The sequence below is a fragment of the Blastomonas sp. AAP53 genome (genome assembly GCF_000331245.1).
In the GTDB taxonomy this organism is placed as follows: Bacteria; Pseudomonadota; Alphaproteobacteria; order Sphingomonadales; family Sphingomonadaceae; genus Blastomonas.
In genome coordinates this window covers 654,041-669,757 of the sequence record NZ_ANFZ01000009.1, presented here as the reverse complement: position 1 = coordinate 669,757, position 15,717 = coordinate 654,041, and the positions used below count along the sequence as shown (strand labels likewise).

12 protein-coding genes are annotated in these 15,717 nt (G+C 62.4%); 9 read left to right on the top strand and 3 right to left on the bottom strand.

The window, feature by feature from the left end:
• Positions 1 to 10 precede the first annotated feature (10 nt).
• From D618_RS0110130 to cobA, 7 genes are all read left to right on the top strand, one after another.
• Positions 11 to 1,222 carry a CmpA/NrtA family ABC transporter substrate-binding protein gene (locus D618_RS0110130; RefSeq protein WP_040370547.1) on the top strand — a complete coding sequence of 404 codons (1,212 nt, stop codon included), beginning with the start codon at positions 11 to 13 and terminating at the stop codon, positions 1,220 to 1,222.
• A gap of 462 nt (positions 1,223 to 1,684) precedes the next feature.
• Entirely contained in the window at positions 1,685 to 2,893 is a 1,209-nt protein-coding gene (locus D618_RS0110125; protein WP_017671400.1) for a nitrate/nitrite transporter, read from the top strand.
• Positions 2,890 to 4,095: a porin gene (locus D618_RS0110120; RefSeq protein ID WP_017671399.1), complete on the top strand. Its 1,206-nt coding sequence runs from the start codon at positions 2,890 to 2,892 to the stop codon at positions 4,093 to 4,095. The genes D618_RS0110125 and D618_RS0110120 overlap by 4 nt, the downstream gene beginning before the upstream one ends.
• 14 nt (positions 4,096 to 4,109) lie before the next feature.
• The gene (nirB, locus tag D618_RS0110115) at positions 4,110 to 6,575 is read left to right on the top strand and encodes a nitrite reductase large subunit NirB (RefSeq protein ID WP_017671398.1); all 2,466 of its coding nucleotides are present in this window, start codon (positions 4,110 to 4,112) and stop codon (positions 6,573 to 6,575) included.
• On the top strand, positions 6,572 to 6,910 hold the full coding sequence (gene nirD, locus D618_RS0110110; RefSeq protein WP_017671397.1) for a nitrite reductase small subunit NirD: 339 nt from the start codon (positions 6,572 to 6,574) through the stop codon (positions 6,908 to 6,910). The genes nirB and nirD overlap by 4 nt, the downstream gene beginning before the upstream one ends.
• Positions 6,907 to 9,510, top strand: a complete 2,604-nt coding sequence (locus tag D618_RS0110105) for a nitrate reductase (protein WP_017671396.1) — start codon at positions 6,907 to 6,909, stop codon at positions 9,508 to 9,510. Before nirD ends, D618_RS0110105 begins: the two co-directional genes overlap by 4 nt.
• Positions 9,503 to 10,318 carry a uroporphyrinogen-III C-methyltransferase gene (gene cobA / locus D618_RS0110100; protein ID WP_017671395.1) on the top strand — a complete coding sequence of 272 codons (816 nt, stop codon included), beginning with the start codon at positions 9,503 to 9,505 and terminating at the stop codon, positions 10,316 to 10,318. Before D618_RS0110105 ends, cobA begins: the two co-directional genes overlap by 8 nt.
• Positions 10,319 to 10,700: 382 nt before the next feature.
• Here cobA and D618_RS0110095 read toward each other — a convergent pair whose 3' ends face one another.
• Positions 10,701 to 11,342 (bottom strand): hypothetical protein, encoded by a 642-nt coding sequence (locus D618_RS0110095; RefSeq protein ID WP_017671394.1) that lies wholly within the window; start codon positions 11,340 to 11,342, stop codon positions 10,701 to 10,703.
• Entirely contained in the window at positions 11,339 to 13,087 is a 1,749-nt protein-coding gene (locus D618_RS19040) for a S8 family serine peptidase (RefSeq protein ID WP_152414627.1), read from the bottom strand. Before D618_RS19040 ends, D618_RS0110095 begins: the two co-directional genes overlap by 4 nt.
• A gap of 149 nt (positions 13,088 to 13,236) precedes the next feature.
• Here D618_RS19040 and D618_RS0110085 point away from each other — a divergent pair, with 149 nt between their 5' ends.
• Positions 13,237 to 13,743, top strand: a complete 507-nt coding sequence (locus tag D618_RS0110085) for an RNA polymerase sigma factor (RefSeq protein ID WP_017671393.1) — start codon at positions 13,237 to 13,239, stop codon at positions 13,741 to 13,743.
• Entirely contained in the window at positions 13,740 to 14,510 is a 771-nt protein-coding gene (locus D618_RS19035; RefSeq protein ID WP_017671392.1) for a hypothetical protein, read from the top strand. The genes D618_RS0110085 and D618_RS19035 overlap by 4 nt, the downstream gene beginning before the upstream one ends.
• Before the next feature lie 150 nt (positions 14,511 to 14,660).
• On the opposite strand, the gene D618_RS0110075 is transcribed toward D618_RS19035, so the two are convergent.
• Positions 14,661 to 15,710 (bottom strand): porin, encoded by a 1,050-nt coding sequence (locus D618_RS0110075; RefSeq protein ID WP_017671391.1) that lies wholly within the window; start codon positions 15,708 to 15,710, stop codon positions 14,661 to 14,663.
• Positions 15,711 to 15,717 lie beyond the last annotated feature (7 nt).

Here is a 15,717-nt window from a genome sequence, read left to right as displayed (position 1 = left end):
CAACAGCCTCATGAGGATCGGCTTCCTGCCGCTGGTCGATGCGGCGCTGCCTGTCCTGGCGCATGAACTGGGCTTTGCCGAGGAGGAAGGGTTGGACCTGCAACTGGTCCGCGACATCACCTGGGCGGCGGTACGCGACCGTCTGATGTATGGGCAGACGGATGCGGCACACATGGTTGCACCGCTGGCCATAGCCACCGCATTGGGCTGCGACAGACCGGCTGTGCCGCTCGCGGTGCCGTTCGTGCTCGGTCTCAATGGCAACGCACTTACTGTATCAACGGCGCTGGCCGATGCCCTTTCGCTGGACAACACGCTGGGTGAGCCATTCGAGATCGGCGCAAGGTTGAAGCAGGAGGCGGAACGCCGTGTCGCCATCGGCAAGCCGCTGCGTTTCGGGGTGGTCCATCGCTATTCCAGCCACAACTATATGCTGCGCTACTGGCTGGCTGGCGTAGGTATTCAGCCTGACCGCGATGTCGAGATCACCGTCACCAGCCCGCCCTTCGCCGCCGATGCACTGGCCTGCGGCGATGTTGACGGCATCTGCGTTGGCGAACCGTGGAACAGCATCGCGGTGGATCGCGGTGTCGGGCGGATCATGCTGGCCACCGCGCAGATATGGCGGCGCGGTGTGGAAAAAGTGCTGGCGGTGCGGATCGATGGTCCGCAGGCCGACACCGACGCAACCGAGCGGCTGGTGCGAGCGCTGCACAGAGCGGCTGCACATTTCGTCCAGCCTGCCAATACAGAGGCAAATGCGGCCATATTGTCGCGGTCTGAATATCTGGACGCACCCCGCGAAACGATCTTGCGGGCGACCACGGACCGGATCCGGCTCACGCAGGGGGCCGATGCCATTCATTATCCCGACTTCATGTTTCAGCATCGCGAGGCCGCCAACTTCCCCTGGCGCAGTCAGGCCATGTGGCTGTATTCGCAGATGGCCCGCTGGGGCCATGCCGAAGCGAGCGAGGCGGGTTTTGCCGGAGCAGCGCAGGTGTTCCGTCCTGACATCTACAGGTCCGCGCTTGCTGGGACTGATGCGATACTGCCCGGCGCCAGTGCCAAGGTGGAAGGTGCCAACAGCGTGCCGCGTGGTGCTTCCAGCCAGACGGGCAGACTGATTCTGGGTGAAGACCAATTCTTCGATCGCGTGCAGTTCGATCCAGACCGGGCGATGGACTACCTGGAGCACCAGCGCACAAAGCCCATGATATGAGCATTCTAGCCTGTACAATTGCAAATGCTGCAACGCACAAAAATTCGCTTGCGCTATAGTCGATTCGCTGACAACTTATAACAAGATCAGGCAATGACGCGTGGTCTATCATAACCAGGTCGGTCCAATGAAGGGCTGAACTGGCCGCTTCGGTTCATCCGAAGCATGGCAATGACGCCGCCCGAACCGGTCCTTATGACCGCGCTTCGAGGCGGCTTTTTTCGTGTCTGAAAGGAGCATGGCTTTGACGGTTCATTCCGCCAGATTGACAGACAAAATTGTCCAGCTCTCGGGCGCGGCCATCGTCAGCTGGCCTGTCGTTGCCTTCGCGAGCATTGTCTCGCCGCTTCTCCATCATCACCGCGTGCTCCCCCCTGCGCCTCGGCCAAATAGCCCAGGCGTATGCGCTCGGTTCCACCAGCCGGACGGGTCTTCCGCGCGGCACCATCCAAGGGGTTTATCATGAACAAGGGTTTCTGGTCGGCGGGACACCGCCCGACGCTGTTTGCGGCATTCTTATATTTCGATCTGGCGTTCATGGTCTGGGTGCTGCTCGGTCCACTCGCCCCGATGATCGCCACCGATCTGGGGTTGAACGACGCCCAGAAGGGCCTGATGGTCGCCATACCAACGCTGGCAGGCGCGGTGCTGCGGTTGGTCAACGGCGTGCTGGTCGACAAGATCGGCCCCAAGTCCACCGGCGCCATCGGCCAGCTGATCGTCATCGGCGGACTGGCGACGGCCTGGATGCTGGGGGTCAGCAGCTTTGGCGGTACCGTGGCACTGGGCGTGATACTCGGCTTTGCGGGTGCCAGCTTTGCCGTCGCGTTGCCGCTGGCGAGCCGCTGGTACCCCGCCGAGCATCAGGGGACTGCACTGGGGATTGCGGGCATGGGCAATTCGGGCACGGTGCTGGCCGCGTTGTTTGCGCCGCTGCTGGCCAAGGCGTTCGGCTGGAACGCGGTGCTGGGCCTTGCCTGCATCCCGCTGGCGATCACCTTCGTCATCTACATGGTGCTGGCCAAGGATGCGCCGAATCCGCCCGCACCCAAGTCGATCTTCGCCTATCTTGAGCCATTGAAGAAAGCCGATGCATGGTGGTTCATGCTGTTCTACGGCGTCACCTTCGGCGGCTTCGTTGGCCTTGCCGCGTCGCTTTCGATCTACTTCGTCGACCAGTTCGCGCTGACCCCGGTGGTGGCAGGCTATTGCACGGCAGCGTGCGTGTTTGCCGGTTCGCTCGTCCGTCCGATGGGCGGTGCGCTCGCCGACCGCATCGGCGGGACCAAGACGCTGATGGCGGTGTATCTGATTGCTGCTGCGGTGCTGATCGCGATTAGCTTCGGCCCTTCGACCGTAGGTCTGGCACTCGGCCTGTTCGTCTGCGCGATGCTGGCACTGGGGGCAGGCAATGGAGCTGTTTTCCAGCTGGTGCCGCAGCGGTTCAAGGACGAGATCGGCGTGATGACCGGACTGGTCGGCTTTGCCGGCGGCGTCGGCGGCTTCTACCTCGCCTCGTCGCTGGGTCTGGCCAAGCAGCTGACCGGCAGCCCGCAATGGGGCTTCCTGATCTTCGCCGGGCTAGCACTGGTGGCCTTTGCCAGCCTGGTCAGCGTCAAGACCCGCTGGCGCGCCACGTGGCCGACCGCGCTCGAAGGTGCACGCATATGACCGCGCGGCTAGCAGGGATCCTCGCCGGGGCGGTTGCCGCCGCCTCGGCCGCCAGTCCGGCGCTGGCTGAACCGCTCAAGCTCACGCCGTTGATCGATGCCCGGCTGCGCTATGAGGGTGTGGATCAGCAGGGCAAGGCCGAACAGGCCGATGCACTGACGTTCAGGATGCGCAGCGGCCTTGAGGCGAAGAGCGGGCCGTGGTCGGTGCTCGCCGAGGCCGAGGCAACGCTGGCGATCAACGGCGATTATAACAGCACGGTCAATGGCCGCACCGCATTTCCGGTGGTGGCCGATCCGGAAACGATCGAGCTGAATCGTCTGCAGGTCCAGTATCGCGGTCTGCCCAAAACGGTGGTGACGCTGGGCCGCCAGCGCATCAACCTCGACGACCAGCGCTTTGTCGGCACGGTGTTGTGGCGACAGAACGAGCAGACCTATGATGCGGTGCGGCTGGAAAGTTCAGCACTCGGCCCGCTCACCGCCGATATCACCTACAGCTGGTCGGTGCGCAGCATCTTTGGCATCGACAGCCCGCTGCAATCCATCGGCGGTGACAACCTGCTGGCCCAATTGGGCGGCAAGGCGGGACCGGTCGCGATCAAGGGCTTTGCCTATCTGGTCGATCAGGACCAGTCGGGACGACGGCAGTTTTCCAGCCAGACCTATGGCGCGCGCGCCAACGCGTCGTTCGCGCTGTCGCCCAAGCTGAAGCTCGGCATCATCGCCAGCTACGCCCGGCAGAGCGACTACAAGGGGAACGCCAACTCCTATTCGGCCGATTACTGGCTGGGTGAGGCGCAACTGGCCGCGCATGGCTTTACGCTGACAGGGGGATACGAGGTTCTCGGCGCATCGTCGGGCCTGCCGTTCACCAGCTTTCAGACGCCATTGGCCACCGCGCACAAGTTCAACGGCTGGGCCGACCTGTTCCTGACCACACCCGCCAACGGCCTGCGCGATGCCTATGCCGGGCTTGGCTATGCGCTGCCGACATCGCGCGGACCGGTGAACCTGTCGGTCATCTATCACCGTTTCGACAGCGACCGGCTGAGCCAGGATTATGGCGATGAATGGAATGCGCAAGCGACCTTCAAGCTGTCCAAAAACATCGGTCTGCTGGTCAAATATGCCGACTACCGCGCCAAACAGTTTGGCACCGACACCCGCAGGCTGTGGCTGCAAATGGATTATCTGCTGTGACAGGAGAGACACGCATGGACCGCGAACATCTGGTCGTTATCGGCAACGGCATGGCCGGTTGCCGCGCGGTGGAAGAGGTGCTGGCGCGCGATCCGCACCGTTTCCGCATCACCATTTTCGGTGCCGAGCCGCATGTGAACTACAACCGTATCATGCTCTCGCCGCTGCTGGCAGGCGAGAAGACCTTCGACGAGATCGTGATCAACGACCGCAGCTGGTATGCCGACCATGGCATCGATCTGGTGGTCAGCGACCCCGTCATCGCGATCGACCGCGACACGCAGACGGTCACCGCGCAATCGGGCCGGGTCGCGCAATATGACCGGCTGCTGATCGCCACCGGATCGGATCCGTTTATCATTCCCGTGCCGGGCAAGGATCTGCCCGGCGTCGTCTCGTTCCGCGACATGGCGGACGTCGACATGATGGTTCACACGGCCGCCCTGGGGGGGGATGCCGTGGTGATCGGCGGTGGCCTGCTTGGCCTGGAGGCAGCTCATGGGCTTGCCTTGCGGGGCATGCAGGTCACCGTCATTCACCTGATGGATACGCTGATGGAGCGTCAGCTGGACGAAGCGGCGGGCTGGCTGCTGCAAGCGGCGTTGGAGGGTCGCGGTCAGACCATCCTGACAGGCGCGAACACAGCGGAAATCTTTGGAGAGGGCAAGGTCGAGGGCGTGCGTCTGACCGACGGGCGCACCATTCCGGCCAGCCTGGTAGTGATGGCGGCGGGCATCCGTCCGAATGTGAGGCTTGCAAAAGAGGCAGGGCTCGCCGTTCATCGCGCGATATTGGTCGATGACCAGATGGTGACCAGCGACCCGGCAATCCTCGCGGTCGGCGAATGCGTCGAGCATCGCGGACAGGTCTACGGCCTGGTCGCACCGATCTGGGAGATGTGCCGTGCGCTCGCCGATGGGCTGACCGGCAAGCGCAGCAGCTACGAAGGATCGGTCACCGCGACCAAGCTCAAGGTCTCCGGCATCGACGTGTTTTCTGCCGGCGATTTTGCCGGCGGCGATGGCGCGGAAGACATCGTGCTGCGCGATGCCGCGCGCGGGGTCTACAAGCGTGTGGTCGTGAAAGACGACCGCTTGGTAGGCGCGGTGCTCTATGGCGATACCGCCGACGGCAACTGGTATTTCGATCTGCTCAAGCGATCCGAAGACGTAACCGAGATCCGCGATGCGCTGATTTTTGGCCAAGCCTTTGCCTCTGGAGGGGGGCAAGCGGACCCTAAGGCCGCCGTTGCGGCGCTTCCCGATGATGCGGAAGTGTGCGGCTGCAACGGCGTCAGCAAGGGTCAGGTCGCAGCATGCATAGCAGACGGTGCAGGCACGCTTGATGCCGTGCGCGCCACCTGCAAGGCATCGGCGAGTTGCGGATCTTGCACCGGGCTGGTCGAGACGCTGCTCGCAATCAGCCTGGGTGACGAATACGCGGGCGAACGTACCGCCAAGCCGATGTGCAAATGCACCACCTTCACCCATGACGAAGTGCGCGCGCTGATCGTCGAGCGTGGCTTTCGCCACATCCCGCAGGTGATGCAGGAACTGCATTGGTCCACGCCCGATGGCTGCGCGTCCTGCCGCCCGGCACTCAATTATTACCTGCTGTGTGCGTGGCCCGGCGAATATGTCGACGACCAGCAGAGCCGCTTCGTCAACGAACGGATGCACGCCAATATCCAGAAGGACGGTACCTATTCGGTGGTGCCTCGCATGTGGGGCGGGCTCACCAACCCGAAAGAGTTGCGCGCCATTGCCGATGTCGTTGAGAAATACGACGCGCCGATGGTCAAGGTGACCGGCGGACAACGGCTCGACATTTTCGGCATCAAGAAGGAGGATCTGCCCGCCGTCTGGGCAGATCTCAACGCCGCGGGAATGGTCTCCGGCCATGCCTATGGCAAGGCGCTGCGCACCGTGAAAACATGCGTCGGCAGCGAGTGGTGCCGTTTCGGCACGCAGGATTCCACCGGGTTGGGCGTCAAGCTGGAACGCAAGTTCTGGGGCAGCTGGATGCCGCACAAGTTCAAGATGGCGGTCAGCGGCTGCCCGCGCAATTGCGCCGAGGCGACGATCAAGGACTTCGGCGTGATCTGCGTCGACAGCGGTTATGAACTGCATGTGGGCGGCAATGGCGGTATCCACCTGCGCGGCACCGATCTGCTCTGCAAGGTGGCGACCGAGGACGAGGCGATCCACATGGCCGCCGCTTTCGTCCAGCTCTACCGCGAACATGCCCGCTATCTGGAGCGCACCGCGCCGTGGATCGAGCGGATGGGGATGGACTGGCTGCGCGCGCTGCTGATCGATGACATCGCTGGGCGCGATGCGCTGGCCGCGCGCTTCTGGGTGGCCCAATCGTTCAGCCAAGACGATCCATGGGCAGAGCGTGCCGCCGGTCAGGACCGCAACCTGCACCGTCCGATGGCCGAGTTCCGACCCATCACACAATTGGAAGGGGTTGCACCATGATGCCGCAATGGATTGATGTTGGCGCAGTAGAAGAGGTGCCATTGCGCGGTTCGCGCGCCATCAAGGTGGCGGGCGGCGAGGAAATTGCGGTCTTCCGCACCGGCTCTGGCCAGATCTACGCGCTGATCAACCGCTGTCCGCACAAAAACGGCCCGCTGAGCCAGGGCATTGTCCATGGCGACAGCGTGACGTGTCCGCTGCACAGCTGGGTGATCAGTCTGGTCACTGGTGAGGCGCAGGGAACAGACAAAGGCTGCACGCCAACGATCCCGGTGGAGGTTCACAGCGGGCGTATCATGATCGAGCGGGCCGCTGCGCTGCGGTTGGCGGCGTGAACGCAACGCGCACAACCTGTGCCTATTGCGGCGTCGGTTGCGGCGTCATCGCCACGCCTGCTGCCGATGGCCAGAGCGCAGCGATTGTGGGTGATCCAGAACATCCCGCAAACGCCGGACGGCTGTGCTCCAAAGGCACCCATCTGGGCGAGACGCTCAGTTACGAAGGCCGTCTGCTCCACCCGGAGATCGGTGGGAAACGCGCGAGCTGGGACAAGGCCATAGCGCATGTGGCGCGCCAGTTCCGCCGCACGATCGAGCAATACGGCCCGGATAGCGTCGCATTCTATGTATCAGGCCAGCTTCTGACCGAGGACTATTACGTCGCCAACAAGCTGATGAAGGGCTTTATCGGATCGGCCAATATCGACACCAATTCGCGGCTGTGCATGTCGAGCGCGGTCGCCGGGCACATGCGCGCCTTTGGTGAAGATGTCGTGCCTGCCAGCTATGACGATCTGGACGCTGCGGACCTGATCGTGCTGGTCGGATCGAACACCGCCTGGTGCCATCCGGTGGTCTATCAGCGGATCATGGCAGCGCGGGCGGCACGCGGCACCAAGCTGGTGGTCATCGATCCGCGCCGCACAGAAACCTGCGCGGATGCCGATCTGCACCTGGCGTTGCGCCCCGGCAGCGATGTTGCGCTTATGAACGGACTGTTGGCATTTGCGATGCGCGAGGGCTTGCTTGATCGCGATTACATCGATCGAAGTGTTTTTGTGCCCGAAGGCTTCTGGGAAAGCCTTGAGCATGACCACGACCTTTGGTCGGTCGCGCGCGCTTGCGATCTTGCCCCGGCAGATGTGCAGGCGTTCTTCGACCTGTTCGCCGCGCACCCCCGCACCGTCACGATGTTCAGCCAGGGCATCAACCAGTCGATCCGCGGCACCGATCAGGTCAACGCTATCCTGAACCTGCATCTGGCGACAGGCCGCATCGGCAAGCCGGGCGCGGCGCCGTTTTCGATCACCGGCCAGCCCAATGCGATGGGCGGGCGCGAGGTCGGAGGACTGGCGACGACGCTGGCGGCGCACATGGACTTTGCGCCTGAGAATCGCGACCGCCTCCGCCGCTTCTGGGCCTCGCCAGCGATAGCGGCAAAACCTGGCCTGAAAGCGGTCGATCTGTTCCGTTCGATAGGTGAGGGCCGCATCAAGGCGCTGTGGGTGATGGCCACCAACCCAGCTGTATCGCTCCCCGATGCAGGAAGCGTGCGCGAAGCATTGGCAGCATGCCCGTTCGTGGTCGTCTCCGATTGCATCGCCGATACGGACACCAGCGCTTTTGCGCATGTGAAGCTGCCCGCGACCGGATGGGGCGAGAAGGATGGCACGGTCACCAACTCTGAACGGGTGATCAGCCGCCAGCGCGCGTTCCTGCCTCCTGCGGGCGAGGCACGGCCAGACTGGTGGATCATCAAGGAGGTCGCGCGCGCGATGGGCTGGCGCGAAGCCTTTGCCTATGACCGGCCTGCCGACATCTACCGCGAGCACGCGCGGCTATCGACCTACCAGAATGGCGGTAGCAGGCTGTTCGACATCGGCTGCCATGCCGCGATCTCCAACCCCGGCTATGACGCCATGCAACCCTGGCGTTGGGGCGGCGATGCCTTCGCCGATGGGCGCTTCTCGACACCCGACGGCAAGGCGCGCTTGGTGCCGGTTGCGCAGAGGGAGCTTGGCGAACCGCTCAAGGACTGGCCTTTGACGCTCAACACCGGGCGCTACCGCGACCAGTGGCATACCATGACCCGCACCGGCCTGAGCGCGCGGCTTGGCCAGCACCGGCAGGAACCGCTGGTCGAAATCCACGCGGAAGATGCGCTGGCGCAGGGTTTGTCCGATGGCGGCCTCGCTTTGGTGGCGACACCGCAAGGCAGCAGCATCTACCGGGTCAGCATCAGCGAGGGCCAGCGACGCGGCGAGCTGTTCGTCCCCATCCACTGGACCGATCAACAGTCCACCGGCGGACGCACCGGGGCGCTTGCGCGTGCGCTCACCGATCCGCATTCGGGCCAGCCCGGCTTCAAAAACGCACCGGCACGCATTATTCCATTCGCCGCCGATTGGCACGGGTTCCTGATCGCGTCGGTGCTGCCTGATACACTGCCAGCCAGCTATGCCACCAAAATACGAACCAAGGCCGGGTGGCTGGTCGAGCTGGCAGGCGATGGCGATCCGCTGACGTTCGCCAAGCGGGTTCTTCCGCGCGGTGAGCGCATCGAAAGCCATGACAGCGCGCACGGCCAGCACCGGTTTGCCATCCTGCGCGACGGCATGGTCGTGGCAGCTCTGTATATCGGACCGCAGAAGCGGCTTCCCAGGCGCGAATGGTTGATTGCCCAGCTTGGAGGCTCTGAAGCCAGCGCGACCGAACTGCTCGCCGGGCGCTCCGCCACACCCGCGCCGGATCGCGGCGCAATTGTGTGCAGCTGCTTCGACATTGGCACGATCACGCTGACCAAGGCCATCGCCAACCAGCAGTTGATGACGACCGAGGCGGTCGGGGCAGCGCTGTCTGCAGGCACCAACTGCGGCTCATGCAAACCCGCAATCCAGCGTTTGATCATGCAACATAAGGAGGCAGCCCATGGCTGACATCAGTTTTGGCTCCGGCGATGTCTGGCTGGTGGGCGCAGGCCCGGGCGATCCCGATCTGCTGACCCGCAAAGCCGAACGGTTGCTGGCCATGGCCTCAATCGTGTTCCACGATGCACTGGTGAGTCAGGCGATCCTCGATCTGATTCCCAGCTATGTGATGCAGGTGCCTGTGGGCAAAAGGGCAGGGCGGCACTCGATGGCCCAGGGCGCGATCAACAGCCTGCTGGTGAAATCCGCGCAAAACGGACACCGCGTGGTGCGCCTGAAGGGTGGCGATCCTGCGGTGTTCGGGCGGATGACCGAAGAGGTCGATGCGCTGCACGCCAAGGGTATTCGTGTACAGGTGTGCCCCGGAATCACCGCCGCCAGCGCAGCGGCAGCTTCGGGCGTATTCTCACTGACCAGACGCGGCAGCACAAGGGCGCTGACCTTCATCACGGCGCAGGGCTGCGGAAATGGGCAAAATGACATCGAGTGGTCAGCCATTGCCGGAGAGCAGACACTGGCGATTTATATGGGCCGTGCCGCCGCACCGCATATCGCAGAACAGCTCATCGTCAACGGGTTGAAGCCGAGTACACCGATCCTGATCGCGGTCAACGTCTCATCGCCCCACGAGCGACTTATCCATGGCCGCCTGGATAGCCTGGCTTTGCTGATGGCAGCGGTCGGTGACAGGGACCCCGCGTTGCTGCTGGTGGGTGACGTGACCCATGCCCATGCAGAAACGGCTGATTTGAGTTCAGAATGGTTCGACTTGCCGATCGATATGGCCTCGGCTCCCAAAGTCCGTGTCTGCGCATGAGGTTGGAACGGCGCGTCCGCCACACCCTCACTGGACAATCGGTGAACCATATAGATGGCGAGGGTGCCGACCAAATCTCCCCACTTGGTAGCTGTCAAACGATCGAGTGACCGGTTACGGCGTAGGCCGACATTCCTGCGGCCACATCGGAACGACCGGGTGTGGTCGATTACCGCCTCGAACCACGAACGCCGGATCGTGGGACTTTCCGGTCGTTCCCTCGCAGTGTGGAAAGCGGCAGGTTTCTCCACTAGCAGACGAACGATGACCGGCTAATCCCTCACAAATAGCTGCTGCAAATGGCTCGTGTTCTGAGCGGCGTCATCAGGCGAGAGCCTAGCCCTTCCACGTCATTGGAGGTCAAGCATACCAGCCTTTTAGTTCAAATCTTCGACTGCCGCGCAGCCTTCGACAAAGCCGCCAGCCTGCGTTTCTCGGCGGCCGGTCCGCGCAGCGCCGCATAAAGGCTGATATTGCGCTTTGTGCCCCGCAGATAGTCTGTGTCGGATCGTTGCACATAGTGGCCAAGCTCGGGTGCGAACTCCCATTCGATCCGCTCAATCAAGCGCATCGTCGTTGCCGAATATCGTTCACACCGAACCGGAATGACAGAAAACGTGCCAGCTGGAACCGTGCTCTGCCGAACGTCATCGGAGCCGCAAGTCCAGAAGGTCATCGCCCGCCTGGGCCGCGATTGAGCCTTGAGTTTGGTTTCTGCAATGGCGCGGAACCTCGCCCTTTTTGATCCGTCGAGCGGCCAAAGCTTGTCGGGATTGCCAACGATCCTGCGTTCGCCAGATCCCCTGCCTGCGCGCCACTTCAGCACCGGCACGATGAAATTTCGACTTCGCGTGTAGCGCTGGTTGTTTAGGCCGCTCCAGACCACCGTGGTGCCTTTGACTGAGCGAACGCGTTCCACCCGTCCGTCGGTGTAAACGAACGCATCGTTTACCTCATACTGTGGCAGCGGCATGGTAGGCATGGCTGCGGCAAGCGCGGCAGCGATAAGGGCAGATCCGATCATTCGTCTATCTCCACAATGCCAAGGCCAAAGGCAGGGTCCTTGCCCGGTCGCCCAAGATCTCGCGTTTTGCTTTCCAGCAGCTTGAGCGCCTGAGCGGCCTTGGTGCCATCCGCCACCGGCAATCCCCTGGCGAGTGCACGGGCGACTCGCGGGGCTGCAAATGATGTTCCGGTGGCTGCAATCACATTGCCGCCTGCATCGAGCGAAGTGACATCGACTCCATAGGCTGCAAAATCTACATAGCTGCCGCGGTTGGCATAGCGATAGATTGAGCCTGACTTATCGACGGCCGTTACTCCGACAACGTTGGGATAGGCGGCGGGGAATACCGGGGGCGCGGCTGGACCGTCGTTACCAACGGCCGCGACAATGATTTGTCCCTTCGCGGATAGCCGTTCAACCGCCTTACCTACGACGACGCTCGATGGCCCCGCCAGGCTGATGTTCACCACTGGAACCTTTTGCTCCGCCATCCAGTTGATGGCCTTGACCAGAGCGAAGGTCGAGCCTGAGCTGGCTCGCGGCCCAGCAAAGATGTCGGCAACAAAGATCGTCGTCGCTTTACGGCCTGGTGCTGGACCAGTTCCTGCAAACATGTGCGCTACGGCCGTTCCATGGGCCTTGGGCGCAGCCTGCGGTCCATTGAACGCACGCTGCTGAATCTTCACGTGCCTGAAGGCCGGCAACGTTGCTGCGACGCCGGTATCGATCAATCCGATCTGGCAGCCGCAGGCTGGCGCTGGATTCAGCTTGCGTTTCGGGGCCTTGGAAACCCGCGAAAAAGATGAATCGAACAGATAGTTGAAGCTAAGGGCCGTCGGATCAGCGATCCGATCAATGGCGGCCGAAGCGGCTTCATCGTTCATCGTGGCGGGCCCGCGCACGAGACTGACCGAACCACCGACAGCGGCAAGATTGGCCGTCTCGATCACCTGGAAGCCATTGGACTTGAGCTTGGCAACATCGGCGGCGTCGAGGTCCACTGCCACAAACTCGTTCCGGCGATAGCGGAAGCCGTCGCGGTCCACGTCGATGGCGTCGCGCCGGTCGGCTGCTATCCGTTCGGTTTCCGCTTCCTCGCCACCGCCCAAATATTGGGTCGGCCCGAGATCGTCGCTGTCATCGTCGCGGTCATTGAGTTCAGGCCCGCTGGCCGCTTCGCCGCGATCATCATCGTCATCACTATCGTCGCGATCCTGCGTCGCGCTGCCGGAGGAGGCGCGATCATCGTTGTCATCTTCGCCAGCGTCGTCATCATCATCGCCAGCGGCCGCAGCTACTCCGCTGCCGGCTGCACTGTCGTCATCACTGCCATCATCATCGTCGTCATCGCCGCCGGCTGCTGATCCTGCCTGACCGTCGTCATCGTCATCGTCATCGGAACCACCGGCAGAGTCATCATCGTCCTGCCCGCCAACGCCACCGTCATCGTCATCGTCATCTCCGGTGGATTCGCCGCCATCGTCATCTCCGGCGCCATCACCACCGTCGTCGTCCCCCATGCCCCCGTCATCATCCCCGGCAGCATCGCCACCGTCGTCATCGCCACCGCCGCCGTCGCCAGGGTCGCCACCTTCATCGGGATCGCCGCCGTCACCTGGATCTTCCGGATCATCTGGATCAGGAACGTCGTCGTCATCGTCGCCGCCGCCATCCTCGTCGTCATCGTCATCGGGGTCGCCAGAATTCGACTGGGCTACTGCGCCATCCACGGGCGCGATATGCGCTCCGGCAATGGCCAGCATCAGCAGCGAAAAAAGCCAGCATTGCGTTAACTTGGCCACGGCATCCCCCAGATTCGATCATAAGCCAGACGAACGACCTATACGGTTTATTCCACATCCCCTATCGACGGAATAAAGCTGCATCATGCTTCGTCTAACCTGAGAACGCCATGAACGACCGCGACGGCTACGCACAGGAAATCGTGAAACTGCTGCCCCGCCTGCGCCGATTCGCGCGCGCTCTGACAGGAAATATGGCCGATGCCGACGATCTTGTGCAATCGGCCTGTGAAAAGGCTTTTCAGCGAATGGACCAGTTGAGAGAAGACGTGCTGCTCGATCGGTGGATGTTTGCCATCGTCCGAAACGCATGGCGTGATGATCGTCGCAGCGCGAGGGTCAAGTCGCCGCACGATGACGTCAGCGAGATGATCGATCTGGTTGGCGAAGATGGCCGCGAAACGACGGACCGCCGCAGCGAAATGGCCGGACTCAGGCGCGCGGTAGATATGTTGCCGCTGGAACAGCGCGAAGTCGTCTCCGCCGTCATACTCGAAGGCTTGGCATATCGCGAAGCGGCCGAGCTGCTCAATGTGCCGATCGGCACCGTCATGAGCCGGCTATCGCGCGCGCGCGGTGCCATCGCCCAAACCCTGGCGGGAGGCTTGGTGCAGTGAAGCACGTGACCGACGAAGAGTTGAAGGCGTTTGCGACTGGCGATTTGCCGGAAGAGCGTTGCGAAGAAATCGCTTTGCTGCTGGAAGCCGACACGAGCCTCAATGCACGGCTCGAGACGCTGATGGATCATCTGGAAAACGATGACGGCCTGCGTGCTGCCTTTGCCGGGGTTCTGGAGCAACCGGTGCCAAGGTCGCTGCTGGACAGTGTCGTTCCGCCACCCATGATCACCAATGTCGTCAGTTTTGCGCAGGCAAAACAGTCCGCCAGCCGGCCGCGCAGATATTGGGCGACAGGATTGTCGATGGCAGCCTCGCTGGCTCTGGGCCTTGTCGTGGGCAGCCAATTCATGACCGGCTCAGGTGGTGATTCCGGCAGCGGCGAGACACTGGTCCTGGCGTCTGCCGATGGTCCAATTGCGTCGAAGGACCTTGCGCGGGTGCTGTCCCAGCTTCCTGGCGGCGAAGTCAAAATGCTTGAAGGCGCAGGGCGGGCCCGGATGAGCATCAGCTTTCGCGATGGCGATGGACGACTTTGCCGACAGTTTTCTGTCGAAGGTGACACCGCAGCGACGGATGGCGCTGCCTGCTGGAAAGCCCAGCAGTGGCGCATTGAGGCGGTCGGCACGCGAGCTATTGAGGCAGGTGATATCCGCACGGCCAGTGGCGATGCCGCAGAGCCTGTTTTGGCGGCGGTCGATGACTTGATCGCAGGAGAGCCGCTCGATGCGGCTGCTGAAGCCAAGGCGCTCAAGGAGGCCCATTGAACGTTCGCTGATAATCGGTTGCCGATGGTTCAGGCTCCACTTCGGTGCCTGGAGCCTGGCCGCTAACCCCGCTGCGAGAACAAGAAAAAGGGGCTGCCCTTCCATGGAGCAGCCCCTTTTTTAATTTCTGAAGCAATCAGGCAGCGCCGGTCAGATGATGAGAGCGAGTTCAATCAGCGCCACAACACCATCTTCGTCACGCCGACCCAGTCTGCCTTCGCGGAACTGCACGATGTCAGATCGGATCTGGATGTTGCGCGTGATCGAATAATAGCCGCCAATGCCCAGCAACCGGTTGGACTGGGTTGTGGCTTCCGAATAAGCCGTGCTGGCAGACACGCCCCATCGCGGTTCGAACCAGCCGATCCCGCCGTTGATCTCCCATTGGTCGAAGTTGCGTTCTCGGCGGTTGCTGTTCCCGCGATCGACATAGGCTGCGCCAATGCGCAGCGGGCCGCGCCTGACTTCGGTGCCGACGCTCCAGGAACTGAGATCGGCCCGCTGCGTGATCACGTCAGCCTCGCCGGAGGCATAGCCACCGCTGAAGCCGACGATCCATTCACCGATCGGCTGGACATATTGCAGCCCGAACTCGACCGCATCGCGCAGTACAATCCGGTCGCGCGGATCTGGTGCATCGCCATTGACGGTTGCCTTGGGCGAATAGGACACACCGCCGCGAAGGCCGCTGATCGGTGGCGTCAGATAGATGATTTTGAAAGCGTCGCGGGTATCCACGGCCGAAAGCAGCGCCTGCGATCCTGCGTAGCGGGCAAAGTCGCCGCGCACTTGCCCGAGTGCCGCAACCGGCGCATGAAATGCGAGAACGTCGGCTGGACCATCCTGCTTGCCGATTTCAATACGGCCATATTCGGTCGCAGCGAACGCATAGATTTCACCGTTTTCCAGCGATTCCGTCTCGCGGTTGCGGTTGTTGAATTCGATATTGGCGCCCAGCAGCACACCTCCGGCTGTAGTGTAATCGGCGTTCAGCCGGGCAAATAGGTCAGCTTGGGCATCTTCATCCTTTGTGCGGCGATCGTCATCATCGACAATCGCACCCTGGCCCGAAACACCAACCTGAAGATGCAGGTCGAGACCCTCATATTGCAGGCGTAGCTCCGGCAGGACGGGTTCTGCCATGGCGGGCACGCTGGCGGTGCACAGCAATGCAGCGGCAATCTTGCAAAAGTTCTTCATCCTAAGG